16 protein-coding genes are annotated in these 16,267 nt (G+C 60.7%); 4 read left to right on the top strand and 12 right to left on the bottom strand.

The window, feature by feature from the left end; all coding sequences use genetic code 11:
- The 3 genes from Q5H31_RS00745 to pafA form a co-directional block, all read left to right on the top strand.
- Positions 1 to 820, top strand: an 820-nt coding sequence (locus tag Q5H31_RS00745) for an inositol monophosphatase family protein (RefSeq protein ID WP_302457376.1), incomplete at its 5' end; no start/stop codon positions are given.
- A 97-nt stretch (positions 821 to 917) separates the two neighbouring features.
- A complete protein-coding gene (locus tag Q5H31_RS00740) occupies positions 918 to 1,121 on the top strand; it encodes a ubiquitin-like protein Pup (RefSeq protein WP_007057184.1) in 204 nt (67 codons plus the stop codon).
- Entirely contained in the window at positions 1,121 to 2,581 is a 1,461-nt protein-coding gene (gene pafA / locus Q5H31_RS00735; protein WP_007055593.1) for a Pup--protein ligase, read from the top strand. The genes Q5H31_RS00740 and pafA overlap by 1 nt, the downstream gene beginning before the upstream one ends.
- Positions 2,582 to 2,696: 115 nt before the next feature.
- Here the strand turns inward: pafA and Q5H31_RS00730 are convergent, their stop codons facing one another.
- The 3 genes from Q5H31_RS00730 to purB all read right to left on the bottom strand — a co-directional run bounded on the left by Q5H31_RS00730 (position 2,697) and on the right by purB (position 7,253).
- Entirely contained in the window at positions 2,697 to 2,978 is a 282-nt protein-coding gene (locus Q5H31_RS00730) for an HU family DNA-binding protein (RefSeq protein ID WP_007053170.1), read from the bottom strand.
- Positions 2,979 to 3,123: 145 nt separating this feature from the next.
- The gene (locus tag Q5H31_RS00725) at positions 3,124 to 5,685 is read right to left on the bottom strand and encodes a lysylphosphatidylglycerol synthase transmembrane domain-containing protein (RefSeq protein ID WP_007057178.1); all 2,562 of its coding nucleotides are present in this window, start codon (positions 5,683 to 5,685) and stop codon (positions 3,124 to 3,126) included.
- A gap of 131 nt (positions 5,686 to 5,816) precedes the next feature.
- Positions 5,817 to 7,253 carry an adenylosuccinate lyase gene (gene purB / locus Q5H31_RS00720; protein WP_077382757.1) on the bottom strand — a complete coding sequence of 479 codons (1,437 nt, stop codon included), beginning with the start codon at positions 7,251 to 7,253 and terminating at the stop codon, positions 5,817 to 5,819.
- A 132-nt stretch (positions 7,254 to 7,385) separates the two neighbouring features.
- Between purB and Q5H31_RS00715 the strand changes: the two genes are divergently transcribed.
- Positions 7,386 to 8,027 (top strand): ECF transporter S component, encoded by a 642-nt coding sequence (locus Q5H31_RS00715; RefSeq protein ID WP_029679661.1) that lies wholly within the window; start codon positions 7,386 to 7,388, stop codon positions 8,025 to 8,027.
- A 135-nt stretch (positions 8,028 to 8,162) separates the two neighbouring features.
- Here the strand turns inward: Q5H31_RS00715 and Q5H31_RS00710 are convergent, their stop codons facing one another.
- The 9 genes from Q5H31_RS00710 to Q5H31_RS00670 form a co-directional block, all read right to left on the bottom strand.
- Positions 8,163 to 8,528: a hypothetical protein gene (locus Q5H31_RS00710; RefSeq protein WP_007053174.1), complete on the bottom strand. Its 366-nt coding sequence runs from the start codon at positions 8,526 to 8,528 to the stop codon at positions 8,163 to 8,165.
- A 266-nt stretch (positions 8,529 to 8,794) separates the two neighbouring features.
- The gene (locus Q5H31_RS00705) at positions 8,795 to 10,399 is read right to left on the bottom strand and encodes an alpha/beta fold hydrolase (RefSeq protein ID WP_007057153.1); all 1,605 of its coding nucleotides are present in this window, start codon (positions 10,397 to 10,399) and stop codon (positions 8,795 to 8,797) included.
- Positions 10,396 to 10,716 carry a hypothetical protein gene (locus Q5H31_RS00700; RefSeq protein WP_007057193.1) on the bottom strand — a complete coding sequence of 107 codons (321 nt, stop codon included), beginning with the start codon at positions 10,714 to 10,716 and terminating at the stop codon, positions 10,396 to 10,398. Before Q5H31_RS00700 ends, Q5H31_RS00705 begins: the two co-directional genes overlap by 4 nt.
- Before the next feature lie 269 nt (positions 10,717 to 10,985).
- Complete coding sequence (locus Q5H31_RS00695; RefSeq protein ID WP_032738516.1) at positions 10,986 to 11,483, bottom strand: DUF6466 family protein; 498 nt, start codon at positions 11,481 to 11,483, stop codon at positions 10,986 to 10,988.
- 101 nt (positions 11,484 to 11,584) lie between these two features.
- Positions 11,585 to 12,616, bottom strand: a complete 1,032-nt coding sequence (locus Q5H31_RS00690; RefSeq protein ID WP_008782716.1) for a VWA domain-containing protein — start codon at positions 12,614 to 12,616, stop codon at positions 11,585 to 11,587.
- Entirely contained in the window at positions 12,613 to 13,671 is a 1,059-nt protein-coding gene (locus Q5H31_RS00685) for a VWA domain-containing protein (RefSeq protein WP_007053180.1), read from the bottom strand. Before Q5H31_RS00685 ends, Q5H31_RS00690 begins: the two co-directional genes overlap by 4 nt.
- Entirely contained in the window at positions 13,668 to 14,222 is a 555-nt protein-coding gene (locus Q5H31_RS00680) for a hypothetical protein (RefSeq protein ID WP_302457375.1), read from the bottom strand. The genes Q5H31_RS00685 and Q5H31_RS00680 overlap by 4 nt, the downstream gene beginning before the upstream one ends.
- Positions 14,219 to 15,169 (bottom strand): DUF58 domain-containing protein, encoded by a 951-nt coding sequence (locus Q5H31_RS00675; RefSeq protein WP_007053182.1) that lies wholly within the window; start codon positions 15,167 to 15,169, stop codon positions 14,219 to 14,221. The genes Q5H31_RS00680 and Q5H31_RS00675 overlap by 4 nt, the downstream gene beginning before the upstream one ends.
- Entirely contained in the window at positions 15,166 to 16,245 is a 1,080-nt protein-coding gene (locus Q5H31_RS00670) for a MoxR family ATPase (protein WP_047379832.1), read from the bottom strand. The genes Q5H31_RS00675 and Q5H31_RS00670 overlap by 4 nt, the downstream gene beginning before the upstream one ends.
- Positions 16,246 to 16,267 lie beyond the last annotated feature (22 nt).

Raw genomic sequence — 16,267 nt, 5'->3', positions numbered from 1 at the left:
CGGTCAGCATGCCCTCCACGACCAGCTCAATCCGCGTAACCTCGCCCAGCCGAGCGCCGAGAACGCGGATCGTGGTCCCCGCTATAAGCTCGAAGTCGACAGCAAGATTTTGCGCTTTATGAGCTCCAGAATCGCCGACATCGCCCACTTCGACGGCTTCTGGACCACCCGACCCGCCGAAAGCCGCCCCGGCCAGCGTTACTGGTACATCGGCAAAATCGACGGTGTGATCAACTACGTACGCCATATGAGCGAATGGACAGTGACCGCCGCCCTGTTCGAATTCGGCCCGGACAATGAGCCCAAGCCGATCATCGGCATCGTGCACGCCCCGGCCCTCGGCCTGACCTACCTGGCCGCCAGGGGAGCGGGCGCCGTGCGCATCCACAAAACCACGGTCGGCGAAAAGCGCGACAAAGTCGTGCCGTCGATGACCTCCTCACTGGATGGTTCCGTGCTGGGCTACGGCATGTCCTTCTTGCCCGGCGAATCGCAGCGTGCGCTCGACGTGGCATCCTCGCTCGCCGGACGCCCGGCCGACATCAAGCGTGTGGGCCCTGCCTCGCTCGACCTGTGCAAAGTGGCCGACGGCACCTACGACGCCTACTTCGAGCCGATGCTGCACGTGTGGGATATCCCCGCCATCGCCGCCGGCACCGTGGTGGTCTGGGAGGCGCAGGGCACGCTGAGCCGTTGGGACGGCGAACGCATCCACTGGCGTCACGATAACGATGTAGTGGCCTCCAACGGACTCATCATCCGCGAACTACAGCATTACCTGCACCAGTATCCGTGGCCCGACTCCATCAACCAGCGATAATTCGATAATTCCTGTCTCCTCCGGTTCCCCTCGGGTGAGGGGAGCCGTCGGCCGAAGGCTGACTGAGGGGAGTTTGACAACCCAAGAAGAAGACAACATGCCACAACAATTCGAACAACCTCAAGCACAGCAGGCCGCGACCCAGGAAGACGACGCCCTCGCCACCACGCAGGCCGCCGCCCAAACCGAGTCCACCGACCAAGCCGACGTGTTGGACGACATCCTCGACGACATCGAATCCGCCTTGGAAACCAACGCCGAGGAATACGTCAACAGCTTCGTGCAAAAAGGCGGCGAGTGATGCCCCAACTGCGTGACAGCGGCACCCGCTCCCTGCACGCCACGGAACCCGTACCATCCGCCGAGATGGACGGGTTCTGCCGTATTTTCGGCGTCGAAACCGAATACGGCGTGGCGGTCACCGGTGCCGAACGCCCCGTGGACGCCGGCCAGGTGGCGATGACCATGTTCCAGCCCATCGTCTCCCGTTCCCGCTCCACCAACACGTATCTGGCCAATGGCTCACGTCTGTATCTGGACGTCGGATCCCACCCCGAATACGCCACCGCCGAAGCGCGCGACCCGCGCGAGGCCCTGGCCCAGGACCTCGCCGGCGAACACGTGATGCGCAACCTAGCCCTGAAGGCCCAGCGCAAGCTGCGCGAATCCTACGGCGCACACGCCACGATCCATGTGTTCAAAAACAACGTCGACTCCGCCGGCCACGCCTTCGGCTGCCACGAAAACTACCTGGTCCGCCGCTTCGTGCCGTTGGAGACCATCGAACACCAGCTGCTGCCGTTCCTCATCACCCGCCAGCTGTACACCGGTGCCGGCCGCATGACCCCGGACGGCTTCCAGATCACCCAGCGCGCGGACTTCCTGGACGAGGCCGTCTCCTCGGCCACCACCCGCTCCCGCCCGATGGTCAACACGCGCGACGAACCGCACGCCGACCCCGACTCCTTCCGCCGGCTGCATGTGATCATCGGCGACTCGAACCGTTCGCAATGGTCCACATGGATGAAGCTTGCCGTCACGCACCTTGTGCTGTGCGCGATCGAAGACGCCTTCCGCCATGGCGTTCCGTCCGGATTCGAGCAGTATGCCTTTGCTGATCCGGCTGCCGCCAATCGCACGGTCAGTCGATTCCTTGACAATCCGCGCGCCGAACTGACGCTCGAATCAGGCGAATCCGTGTCCGCACTGGGTCTGCAGCGCCGGTATTATGCGGCGGTCAAGGCCTTCATCGAAACCCATGGCGATGCGCTGGCAAGTTCGCTGCCGGCCACCACGATCGACACGATTATGGGGGAGTGGAGCCGCGTTCTGGACGCGCTGGAGCGTGGTGCATACGATGCGCTCGCCGACCGCGTGGACTGGGCCGCCAAGAAGCGTCTGTTCGACGCGCTCAAACGCCGTCGCCCGGACGTCACCTTCGCCCAGATGGAACAGCTTGAGCTCGACTACCACGACATCGCCAACGGTCGCCTGTACGGTTCGCTCGTAGCCCGCAACCAGATGCGTGAGCTGCTGACAGGAGACAACGTGGAATACGCCGTGCACAATCCGCCGACCGACACCCGTGCCGCCCTGCGTGGCCGGTTCGTGGACGCGGCCCTGAACGTCGGAGCCCAGTTCTCCGCCGACTGGACCCACCTGGCCCTGACCGCCCCCGAACGCCGGGAAGCCATACTCCTCGATCCCTTCGAGGCCGAGCCCACCCTGGGATTCGAGCAGCTTATGGAAGCGCTGAACTAGTCCGGAATAATACGGTTGGACAACACGTCACAGCACCACAACAAAAAGACCCCGACCATCTCGGTCGGGGTCTTTGTCGTCAGTAATGCTCGAAGTAATCGCTACGAGCAGAAGGTCACTCGGTGACGGCCTTCTTCAGCAGGGAGCCAGCGGAGATACGAACGCCGTAGGAAGCCGGAATGTCAATCTGCTCGCCAGTGCGCGGGTTGCGGCCGGTGCGAGCGGCGCGCTTGACGCGCTCAGCGGAGAACAGGCCGGTGAGCTTCAGGCCTTCGCCGGACTTCATGGCCTCGACGAACACATCCTGGAAGGCGTTAACAGCAGCCTCGGCCTGAGCCTTGGTCAGGTTGGACTTCTGGGCGATCTTCGAAACGAGGTCAGACTTGTTGTATGCCATAAAGCATCCTTCTTGGGTCAGGGGACAAGCACTTTTGCTTAGTCCATGTTGTCATCAATGATACTAGCGCATGTTTCTGCGAAAACCCGCGTTTTATAAGGGTTTTCACATCTATTTCCCCGAAGGGGGTATGAAAATAGACGAATCAGACAAGATTATGCTTGTCAAGCCACTTCATGGCCGCCGCGCCCAGCGGAATGCGCAGCCAGTAGAACACCACGCGGTGCAGCAAAGTGGCGGAAAGCGCCACGCCCTGCGGCACTCCGACCGCCACGAACGCGAATGTCAGCGCCGCTTCCACACCGCCCAGACCGCCTGGAGTGGGCACTGCGGAACCCAATGCATAGGCCAGCAGGAAGACGAACGTCGTTTCAATCGGATTCGATGAATGGCCGAACGCTTGCAGGGCCGCCCAGAAAGCGAGCCCAGTGGTCGCGTTCTGGAACAGCGCGCCCAGGCAGCTGACTGTGAGCTGTCGGGGCTGGGAAAGCACGTCCAGCAGCTGGTTGATATACGTCTTGGCCAGCGGCATAAGACGACGGGTCACCCAGTGGCGCAACGGCGGAATCATCATCGCAATGGACAGCACCACGACCACCACGCCCAGCACGATAACCAACGTGTTTGTCGGGATTGCGCCGGAGAACATGTTGCGGCCGGTGAACAGGCCGATGATGACCAGCATGGAGAAGTACACGGCGTAATACACTACGAGCGCGGCGCTCATGATTGCGGTGGCCGGGGTGTTGCGATAGCCGGATTTGCGCAGGAACTGCAGGTTGACGAACGAGGGGCCCACGCCGGCTGGCATGGATACGGTGGCGAAGCCGCCTGCCACCTGGCTCATGAAGACGCCCATATTGTCACGCTTGTGCCGCGCCATCAGGGAACCGAGCGAAATCGACGAGCCGATCCAGCCGCAGACACCGAACGCGAGCGTCACCACCGCCATCAACGGGTTGGCGTTGGTCAGCGCGGTGATGATCTCCTCGGGCTTCAGCTGGGTGAAGACCACGACCACGGCCACGATGACCAGCAGCATGGTGATCATCGAACGCCAGGAGAATCGGGCCAGCGTCACCGGTTCGGCGGATTCCACCGTCTCCTCGTCAGCCAGCGCGGTGATACGACTCCTCAGGCCCTTGAGCAGCTGCTTGTCCCAGGATTCCAGCGCGCGCGTGGGGGAGGGGACCGCGACCTTCTGAATGAACGGGGCCAAGGCCGTCAGAGTCGTGTCTCCCCACGCCTCGCGGGCGGCCTCCACCGCCGGTTCCACGCCGATCAGCGCGGCGAACAGCACTAGCAGCTGAACTTTGTCGAGCGCGGTGTTGGCCGGACCGGAAGCGTTGTCGCCGTTGAGCCAGCCGGCAATCACGGCGGTGCCGTCTTCAAGCCGGGCGAGTGTGTCCGGCGTGATGCGCCGGTGCGTATAGCCGCGCCGGCTCGCCACGGACAGGTAGCGCATGTAGGCCACGGCATCCGCCTTGGTAAGCGTGTTCAGGTTGGCGGGCAGTTCGATGGTGTGTGCATCCAGCACCAGAATCGCGGATTCGTCGGTATCGGCGATGCCGTAGGGTGCGGGCGCGGGCAGTTTGATATTGTGCAGACCCAGCAGCATGGCGAAATGATGCTGGACGGCGTCACGCACGGAACGGTCACGTCGGATGGACACACTGGTGAAACGCACCCAGTCCCACAACTGCTTCAGATAGCCGACGGTATGGGTCTGCGCGTCGATGACGGAAACGATGAAACGACGGTTGTCCGTGGTATCCAGATCGTAGATGCGCGAGCCTTCGGCCAGATCGTCGTCCAGCGTGACGGCCAGTGAACCGTGGCCGACGCCGGGCTCCTGATGCCGAATCAGCGAGGCGGTGTCCAGTCCGATGCCTTTCAGGGCGGCGACCAGATCTTGGCCCCACACGCCCTTGTTCTGCGTGCCGACCACGAATCGGATCAGCATGCCCACCGTGCGACCGGCGGCCATCGAAACCAGCATGCCGGTAACCGAATGCCACGAAAGCACCACCATCACCGCGGCGATGGCATACAGGATATTCCAACTCCATTTGACCGTGGAGCGGGTACGGCGTGGCCCGGCGGCGGTCAGGAAGGACGCCATGCCGGCGTAGATGTCGGGCAACAGCCCGGAGCCGTATGAGGTGGCGGCTGAGACCAGTGCCATTGGCAGGGTGAAATCGTTCAGACTGCTGATTGCCGTCGATATGACCCACACAATGCCGTATCCGGCAAACATGGCCAGCGCGGACACCGCAGCTTGCAGCCATTCGCGGGCCAAGAGCAACTGAGCGAGCACGATAACTACGATGACCGTGGTGGCCAGCTGCGTCAGTACGGTGGAGGGGAAAGCAGCCAGCCAGTTGATGGCTTGGGCGGCGGTATGCGCGTCGGATTCGACGCCGCGCGTCATGCCGCCCAGATACACGGCGAACACCATGACCACGGCGGCCATCAATAGCGACAGACCGGCTCGGGTCAGGTCGCCGAAGTCGCGCGTGCGGCGCGGAGCGATGTCGTCGATGTATGGTCCGGAATCGTTGCTGTCGTCGGTTGCCGGGCTGTCCGGTCCGCTGACAGCAAAACTGGCCGACCGGCCGTCACCAGAGGCGATCGGCCGGTCGGTAGTGGAGGAGGTCGCCTTGTTCGGGCGATCTTCCGTAGTGGACTGATCCTGTTCAGTAGTCATGAAATGGTCACCTGACGCCTGTCCTTGTTCGGTTCAGTTTGCGGTTCGGTTTGTGACTCAGCGCAGTAGTGTGGTGGATGCGAAGGATTCGAGGGACTCGAGGGACTCGAGAGACTCGCATCGCGCCTATCTCAGCGGCCGAAAGCGACGAGCTGGCTGGCCACACCGGTGTAGGTGGCGGGGGTCAGAGCCTTCAAGCGAGCGGCGGTTTCCGGGTCGAAGGACTGCTGGTCGATGAACTGCTCGACCTGTTCCTTGTTGATGGTGTGGCCGCGCATAAGCTCCTTGACCTTCTCGTACGGCTTGTCCATGCCCGGCAGGCCCTTGAGCTCGCAGGCGCGCATGGCGGTTTGGATCGGCTCGCCAAGCACCTCCCAGTTCTCATCAAGCTCACGCTCGATGACGTGGGTGTTCGGGTGGATGGACTCAAGGCCGCCCATGAGGTTGGTCAGGGCGAGCAAGGAGTAGCCGAGCGCGGAACCGATGTTGCGCTGGGTGGTCGAATCGGTCAGATCGCGCTGCCAACGGGATTCCACCAGCGTGGCGGAGAGGGTGTCAAGCAGCGAGCAGCTGATTTCGAAGTTGGCTTCGGCGTTCTCGAAACGAATCGGGTTGACCTTGTGCGGCATGGTGGAGGAACCAGTGGCACCCTTGACCGGCACCTGGGCGAACACTCCACGGGAGATGTACATCCACACGTCCACACACAGGTTGTGCATGATGCGGTTGGCGTGGGAGACGGTGGAGTACAGCTCGGCCTGCCAGTCGTGGCTTTCGATCTGCGTGGTCAGCGGGTTCCAGGTCAGGCCCATGCGGTTGGTGACGAATTCGCGGGAGACGGCGACCCAGTCGACATCCGGGCATGCGGCCAGGTGGGCGCCGAACGTGCCGGTCGCGCCGTTGATCTTGCCCAAGTACTCCTGGTTTTCGATGTGCTTGAGCTGACGGTTCAGACGGTAGACGTAGACGGCGAGCTCCTTGCCGAGCGTGGTCGGTGTGGCCGGCTGGCCGTGGGTGAGGGAGAGCAGCGGCATATCCTTGAATTCCTCGGCCTTGCCGGCGAGGTGGTCGATGATGCGCTTGAACTCCGGGGTCCACACGTTTTCCATCGCGTTCTTGACGCAACGGGCGATGGAGAGGTTGTTAATGTCTTCGGACGTGCAGGCAAAGTGCACGAGGGTCTTCAGCTCGTCGTTGATGTTGGCCAGCTCGGCCGGAGCCTTGTCGATCTGATCATCGATGTAGTACTCCACGGCCTTCACATCGTGGTGGGTGATGGCCTCATGAGCGGCGTGCTGCTTGATGCCTTCGGCGCCGAAGTCCTCGGGAATGGCGCGCAGGAAGGCCTGCTCTTCGGCAGTGAACGGCTTGACGCCGTCAACGATTGGCTGGTTGCCGTTGCCCTCAAAGCCGTTGGCCAGAAGAATCATCCATTCGACTTCGACACGCATGCGTTCGCGGTTCAGGGCAGGTTCGCTCATGTATTCGACGAGCGGGGCGGTGGCCTTGTGGTAACGGCCGTCGAGCGGGGTCAATGCGATTGCGGGGGAAATATCGGTAAGCTTCATAACCTCCAAGGGTACTTCCAGCCGTGAACCGAGCGGCTATACTGTGGTGTGGCGTTCCCGCCCGAGCCGCACAGGTCAAGGAACGCCCGTGATTCGATTACTGTGTGCGGCCTTTAAGGCTAGGAGATCACCATGCCTGCAACCACCATTCATACTCTTCCGAAACGTTCGGTCGCCGTATCGTCGCTGAAATGGCAGCCGTTGGACATCGCGGTCGGTGCCACACTGGGCGCGGCCTGCGGCGTGATCTTCTGGGGATTCAACTTCGCGTACATGCCGATCTCTTCGGTATTCGGCGCGATTCTGCCCGGTTTCGCCAGCATCGTGCACGCCGTCTGGTACTTCTCCGGTACGCTGGCGGTGCTGATTCTGCGCAAACCCGGAGCGGCGCTGTACGTGAACCTTATCGGCACGCTGGTCGAAACGGTGATTGGTAGCCAGTTCGATTTGGGCTTCGTGATTATCTCGGCGCTGTTGCAAGGTGTTTTCGCTGAGATTCCGTTCGCCTTGACCCGTTACCGCATGTTCAATCTGCCGATTTCCATTGCATCCGGTGCGTTGGTCGCCTTGGAATACGGCACATATCTGATGCTGTTTCGCTACGTGGGTGTGTCATTCGTCAGCCCGCGTGGCATTGTGCACATGATTTCCGAGGTCACCGGCGGCGTGCTTATCAGCGGCGTGATGGCCTGGTATCTGATGCTGGCCATCGCCAAAACCGGTGTGCTCGACCGCCTCGCATCCGGCCGCGCACTCATCGAGCGACGCGCCTGACACTCTTTGCGCGCCACTCTCCCGGGAATGTTGCGCTGATAGAGGGGGGTTTCGGGCATGCTGGCGCAACAATCCCGGGAAAGTGGCGCTAGCCGCGTCTCTGCGGTGATTGCATTGTGGGGTAGCCGATTGATGCTAAGCATTGACAAGTTGATGTGCCCGTTGCCGTGAGACCCCGAGTATATCGCCTATTTGCTGTAGGGCGAGACCCATGCCATGTAGTTCTTGTGCCGCGGCGCGAGTTTCCCGCGCTGCGTTCGATCTGCATTCCGCTTCTTCCTTGCGCAGTCGCCGAGCTTCATCAAGATGCTCCTGCACGGATTGCGGCAGCTTTGTCTCTACGGTGAGTGCGAAATCAGCATCTTGTGTCATGACGGTGATAAGGTCGCGTGCCATACTTTCAATCTCTGCTGTTGTTCTTGCCTGCGTGAAACCGATACCGGGAATCTCAAGAATCCAGTATTTTTCGCCAGGGCGAACGATGACCTGATATGTTTTCACTGCTGATACCAGCCTTTCCCGAGTTTGGCTTCTGCTTCTTTGCAAATAATGTCCGCGAGGTTGTTGTCGATTTCGTTATGTCGTGGGATGGGGAATCATAAGTCCGTCGAGTTGGAATATCTCATGACTCCCTCCTTGCCTGATACTTTCAAACGTGACATTCTTGCGTTCTGCCGCTTGCTTCATCAGTTTGATGAGCCATCTCCTACTCGTCATTATATTGTTAACTCCTTTCTTGACAACTCTGTCAAGTGTGGTATTTACTTTTAACCGCCGAACGTGCTGAACTCGGTGGTTCGCTCGCTAGGGGCAATGGTCGCGGACTGGGTCATGCGGCCTTGGTAGTAGCGGGTTTCCTTGAGCTCTCCGTTGATAACTTCCTGGAAATGGGCTTCGTGGCGTTGCACGGCGGGGGAGCCGAGGTCGGTGGCGTTCTGATAGGCGGCCTGATGGTATTTGATCCAGTGCGACAACTCCCTGCCGTTGGTCGAACCAGCCACGGGTGCGGCGTCATATGGGGTCAGACCGGTGATGGGCGTTGCGCCGGGAGTGCATGAGCCGTCCGAATGCACTGTGGATGGTGTTGCCGCGGGCGCGGGCGATACATGCCCTTGTACGGTGAGCCAGTTATCGGTGACCGGGTTGGCGGCACCATCCAGTGCGGCGACCAGTTCATCATCGATTTCCACGCTGGTGACCCACGTGCGTTGCGGAATCGGATGATTGGCCACCGGCGATCCGGCTGTCACCACATGCTCGATGGTATATTCCTCCGCCCAATCCGAGGCAAGCGTGGCGGCAACGATACCACCCTGGGAATGGCCGATCAGCGCCACGGGCTCATCCTTGCCGATGCCTGCCTGACGCATCGCCTCGGCAACCATGCGAGCGCTGTCCGCTTTCCTGCGGCGCTCCTGATCGGCGCTCATCAGTTCCACGTTCTGCGCCCAGCCAAATGGTGAGTCAGGCTGTCCATCGGTACCCGGGATGGTGACCAGCCAGGAGTTGGTTCCATCAGATCGTTCATAGCGTTGAATGGCGATGGTCCCATATTCGAGTCCGCTGTTCAGCTCGATTTTGCCGAGCCGCTCTTCGGCGAGCCTGCGCAGATTCTCCATTGACTCGGCCACCGATCCGCTTGCGCGGACAACGTCGGCATTCGCCTGCACCTCGCGCACGTCCAGATGATTGCCTTGGACGACGTCTTTCGCCGGGCCGGAGAAATTGGCGATTTTCCCCGCAGCCTTGTTGACCTCATCGGTGTGCGCAATGCTCTTGCCGATAGGTACGCCGCCAATGATTCCGCCCGCGCCGCTAAGCACTCCTTCCTGGAACGGATAGGTGAACGTGGACATCCATGCCGGGTTCGGTTTGCCGTCAATAGTCCAGCCGGCCAGAAAGCCGCCCGCCGCCACAGCGGCAACACCCGCCGCGGCATATCCCGGTTTGGCCTGTGTGCCGGCCTGCAATAATTCGGTAAACATGCGCCGAGCCGTCATCTCCGCCTGAGAATACAGAGAGTGTGCGCGAATCAGCAGATCGGCCGCGCCACGCAGATCATCGCTCAACCGCTGACATGCCGTTGCATGGTCATAACACCGATTGCCCAGCGCGGCATATGGTGCAGTGACATGGCCGGGAACAACGGCGCTCGGATCGCCCGACTGCAAGGTGACGCACATCGGCGCACTATGCCGATGTGACTGCAACTGTAATGCGGCCGATTCCCAAGCCGTGGCTATGGCCGCAAATCCTGCCGCCTCGTCATCGAGAGCCTTGGCTATGGCGGCATATTCTTCAAGAGTGGCTGGCGCATATCCCACTCCGCCGTAAACGGACGATTCCACTTGCCAGTAATCGTGCTCGCTCATGACGACCCCCAAGCCAATCGGTGGGTGGTCTCCATGTCTTGCGCGAGACTGGCCGAATACTGTGCGGTGCGACTGAGCCGCGATCGGAATAGATCGGCGGCTTTACCGGTCCACACGATGTTGCTGGAGCGGTTCACGGCCACCGCCGTCTGGTCCGATTGCGCCAGTGTGGCCGCACGCTGGACGGACACGAGGTCGCGACTACGCTGTACCGCCGCATGGCAAGGGCAAGTGCCGTAATCGAACGGCGTCACCGTATTGCCGGCAAAGCCGCCGGTGGGATCGATGGGTGCTGGGTTGCTGGTGTAGGTATTCATATATCCAGCTAAAAGGACAAGACTCATGCTTGTCCAGCCGGAACGACCAATGTGGTTCTAGCTTGCCGATTTTGGGTGAAGTTATCCCCAAGTGTTGTGCATAGTCGTAACGATTATCCACAAATAGCCTGTTTGGACATACCTTGGATCAGCCATGGCCTATCGAAAATTGGATAAATGCCAAAGCCGACAGCCGAAACCGGGAAACAGCCGCGATAAAGCCATGACCCGTGAGGGTGTGAGAAAAAAGAACAACTGTGAACGACTGCTTACCACGGCTTGGTAGCCCCGGTACCCTTGTTCTGCGTCGCTTTCTGCTCGGATTGGGTGGTGTTCGACTGGGTATCGGTGGATTGCTGATTGGCCTTCATCAGCTCCTCGACCTGCTTCTTCTGTTCGTCGGTCAACGCGCCGCCCTTTTTGGCATTGGATGAAGAATTCTCGGATTGCTGTACCGACTGGGCTTGCCCGGAATCGGAACCGCTGTTCTGCGCCTCGGCCTGTTTCAGGGTGATCTTTGTCAGCTCGGAAGAAATCGAAGCATTGGTGTCGATGGCGTCCTTGACTTGCGGCAACAGAAGCGTGCGCATTCGCCCGGCCTCGTCGAATTGCGCGTCGGTCTGCTGCTGTTGCGCCTTGAGCGTGGTGATATCCGTGGACTCGTCCTGAGCCGCTTTGATATTGGCGTTCAATGATGCGGTGGCCTGATTGAACGTAATCGAAGCGGACAGGTTTACTGCCGCCACGCCGGCAACCAGCAACAGCAATACGGCGCCACAAGCCAGGACGATACGTGCCCAAAGCGGACACTTCGCCCGCATCCGAGTATTCGCCGAGCCATCGTTCTCGTGGATTTCGTTACTGTTTCTCACAGCAGTCTCCTTGAGGTTGCGATCCATGCACCGACTTCCATGGCAAGCAATATCGCCAACGCAATGGCCAACGGCCATACCACCGGCGTGGTGCGTGTGCGTTCCCTGACCGTGGTGGTCATGCGCCACTGCTTCGACGACTTGGCCGAAACCGAATCCGCCAAAGTCTGTGAAGCGTTCACGGCCACATACGTGCCACTGATCTCGTCGGCAATGTCTTTAAGGTTCTTCTCATCCATCTTGGAGATGCCGGGTTCGCCGGTATCCGGGTCGACCACCCAGTGGTCCGTGGTGTTGGAATCGCCGGCACTGACGCCATCGGCGATGACGGGAATCTTGCCGCCCTCGGTCGAGCCGACGCCCACGGTAAACCCATCATTGAGATACTGGCGCAGTGACGAGAACGTACGACGCGTCACATTCGAGGTCTGTTCGCCGTCAGTGATGAGGTACAGCACAATCGCATCATCCGGGTGCGCTTCACGAATCGACTTCACGGTCAGCAGCAATTGATCGATCGGAGCATCCAGACTGGAGCCCGCCGACACGGATGTGGCTTCCACCGCCAACGTGTTGGCCCAATTATCGATGGCCGGCGCATCCGGGGTCAGCGGCACATCAAGCGTCCCCGAAGCACCGAACCGTAACGCCGCGAAACTGGCGTCCGGATAAGCGGCGGTCACATCATGCACGGCCTGGCGTGCGGCATCGATGCGGGTAATGGTCTTCTCGGACCCGTATGTGGCGTCGGCCACCGCCATCGACCCGGTGGTATCCACCGCCACAATGACGTCGGTGGCATTGATGGCCTGTGAGGTGGTAGACGATACCACGCTGGGAGTCAGTACCATCACCGCGACGATGAGCAGCATAAGCGTACGTCGTATGCAAGCCCACACGGTCTCGTCACTGGAAGCACGGCGACGAACAAATAATGCGATTTCGAGAATGGCCAGTACGGCGAGCCCGGCCGCCAGCAGTCCGCCGGCGACCCAGCCCAAGGCGGGGGAGAAGGTGAATCCGTTCATCGCCTCAACCTCCATGCACATACGATCCAGATAATGAGTATCACGGCCAGAGCAAGCGTCCACAGACCGGGAGCGTCCACCATCGAGGATTTCGCCTTGTTCTCCACATCCGTATCTCTACGCGACTGAATATCCCGTACCAGCTCATCTATCGACGCGCCATTCGATTGGGTGAGGAAGATGCCTCCATGCGACTCGATCGCGGACTTCATATCCGTTGTGGTTTGGTCCGATTCACTGGCTTTCGGCCCGGAATACAGGCCGTCCACGGTGATTTTGGTCTGCTGGGTCAAATCCAACGCTTCGGTCAGCGAATAGGTGGGCTTGCCCGACACGACGTTGTCGGTGGCCAGCACGATGGATGCCGCACGCTGACGGTCGGCATTCGCATGATTGGCTTCGCCATAAGCGAAACCGGGGAGCATCGCCGCGCAAGACACCACGCCGTCGCCAATCAAGGAGGTGGCGTCCTTGCGGTTCTGCGTGCCTTCGAGCCAATTGGCGATGTCCTGATATTCGGCATCGGACATCTTATCGATGTCATCCTGCGACTCGACGCCTTTCAGCGCCTTGCTGGCGGAGGTCAACTGTTTGGTGACCAGTTCGTAGTCGTCGGTCAGCGGGAACACCGTGCGTGAGGTCGAGTTGAAGATACTCAAACCGATACGTTCCCCCTCGAAATGCTTGACCAGTTCCAAATAGGTGTCGATGACCTCGCGATCATAGGGGAGCGTGGACCCCGACACATCCAGACACAGGACGATATCTCGGCTGGAAGCGCGTTCGTCACCGGCATCCACTTGGCTGGGGCGAGCCACCAGCACAATGGCCAGCGCCAGCGCAAGCACCAGCACGCTGATGGCGAGACGGCCCAAAGCGCGCCATTGACGGAACAGGCGGGAAGCGTGCTCGGTATTGAGATCGTCGTCCATCGAGAATACAGGGGTGTCGTCGGCGGCGTTACGGCGGGCGAACACGACAATCAGCACGATAATCGCCAGCGTCGCCAAGACGCCGGCCAGAGCGGCCCAAGGCCAATGCCATGCCAGCATCATGAACGCCACCTTTCCACCAGATTCGCCACCCACTCGGCGGCCTGCTGCACGCTGGTCGTCTGGGCGATTCGGTTGCGGGCATCATCGGCAAATTCCGGTGGATACAACGCGCCAATGGTCTGCTTCAATGCGTCCAATCCTTGGCGATTCGCGGGCGTGCGATTCAGGTACGCCAAATCGGTCAGCGTACTGGAACTAAGCTCCTTGCCTGATGCGGCACCGGCGAAATCACGGGCGATGACGGACAATTCGACGAAAGCCTCATGCCGGGGCAGTACTCCGGATTCATGACGGGCCACCACATCGTCGATGCGGGCACGCCACTCGGCCTTGGAGCTGGCATTGCTATGAGCGCCACGCGCGCGGTCGCTGTTCCGAGGTTTGCGTGCGGGGCGAGACAGCATGATGATCAACGCGATCAGACCTACCGCCAGCAACAGGCATGCGATGATGGCCACCACCAGGGGAGTGGTCAAGGCCAACGACTCCACGGGCCTGAGATCGCCGGGATCAGTGGCGAGCGGGATGATGGGGAACATGCTGTGCATCATAGATCACCAGCCAAAGTCAGTCCGACCAGTTCGGGTGCAGTACCCAGTCTATTGCGTGTGGTGCGGGCCAATGCCCGGGACACCAGGGCGACGAAACGATCGAACATGGATTCGCTGGATGCGGATCGAATGATATGGGAACCGGCACGGGTGAGCTCCTGTTCCAAAGCCGCGGCCATATACGCGCGATGAGTATCGACCTCGGCCGCTGCCTTGGCGTTGCGCAGGAATGCCGGCACACGCCGTGCACTCAAGCCGTCGGTGGGAGCGTGGCGGGATGAGACGGCCTTGAACGGATTCATCGTCGCCACATCGATCAGCACCATCGGATGGGTGCGGGTAATACGACGGATCGTGGTGATATGCCGCTCCTCCATCGCATGCTCATCGGTGGCCAATACGATCAATGCCTCGCGATCCTTGATACGGCGCGCATATTCCAGCAGCGCGTCGATATTACGGTGATGATCCCAATCACGGTCAAGCGCCTTGTCCAGCGTGCGTTCGAACTGCGCGAACCCACCGTTGAACGGCACGCGGGTGATACTGGACTCATCGCCGAACACCAGCGAAATATCGTCCGACCGGCGCAACGACAGTGCGGCGAACATACGCAGCGCATTGGCGGCAACCTGCCATGCGCGTTCTCCGGAAGGGCATACGCCAGTCATCTCCAGGCCCACGTCCATCAGCAACCAGACCCGTGACGTCGACAGGCGCTCGCGCTCGACCACCATGGGGCGGCCTTGGCGGGCGCTGGTCTTCCAATCGATAAGACGGGATTCGTCGCCTGGCTCATAGGCATGCACATCCATCGCATCGCCGCTGCCGCCGCGACGCCCGGATGCGTGTTCGCCCTCCAGCGCGCCCAAAGCCTTCCTTACGGTAGGCAGGCTCAGCTGAGTGCCAAGGGCCTCGATCTTCTTGCGAACGGAATCGGAACTCACGGAACAGGAACCGTTTCGACGATCTTGTCGACGATCTGATCGCTGACCACGCCATCGGCCAGTGCCTCGAACGTCAGCATAATACGGTGGCGCAGCACCTCATGAGCGAACGCCTTGAGGTCCTCGGGTACCACATAGTCGCGCCCGGACAGCAACGCCTTCGCCTGGCCGATACGGGTCAAGGCGATGGTGGCGCGCGGCGAGGCGCCCAAACGCACCAAGGACGACAGTCCCTTGATGGGGCGGGAGCCGGCACCTCGTGACGTGGCGGTGATATCGACCGCATAACGCATGATCGCGTCGGAAACATGCACGCGGCGTGCCGCCTTGCGCAAAAAAACAACGTCGGACACGGAAATGCGTTCGCCGGTGATGGTGTCGGGACCGATCATATCGGAGCCGCGGCGGGTGAGCATGGCCAGCATCCGAGCCTCTTCGTCGGGCGAAGGATAGGTCATGACGGCCTTCATCATGAAACGATCCATCTGGGCTTCGGGCAGGTTGAACGTGCCCTCCTCCTCGATCGGATTCTCGGTGGCGATCACCATGAACGGCTTGGGCAAGGCGATACGCTGCCCGCCGATGGTCGTGGCACCCTCGGCCATGGCCTCAAGCATGGCGGACTGGGTTTTGGCATTCGAACGGTTGATCTCGTCCAGCAGTACGAAATTGGCGTGAATCGGACCGATCTGCGTGGTGAACTTCTGCGACGCAAAATCGAAGACCTGCGTGCCCACCAGATCAGATGGCATGAGATCAGGAGTGCACTGCACGCGCTTGAACGAGCCGGATACGCAGGTGGCGAGCGTCTGGGCGGCCGTGGTCTTGGCCAAGCCCGGCACGGATTCGATAAGAATATGCCCGCCGGCCACCAAGGTCACGATAAGCGATTCGCGTAGATTATCCTGACCCACCAGTGTCTGGGCGAACCTCGCCCGAATGGCGTCGGCCAGGATACGTGCGCGTTTGGCGTCATCGGCACCCAGCGGAGCCGACACGCCGGGCGCGGGAACGGCGACCGGTCGTGCGGCGGTGGTCGGCGAAGGTATGTTCGGTTGCGTGGGGAACAAAGTCATGCCCCCCACTGTAACTACTCAC

It is taken from the genome of uncultured Bifidobacterium sp. (genome assembly GCF_959020155.1).
Taxonomy (GTDB): Bacteria; Actinomycetota; Actinomycetes; order Actinomycetales; family Bifidobacteriaceae; genus Bifidobacterium.
This window is presented reverse-complemented; position numbering and strand designations above follow the sequence as displayed.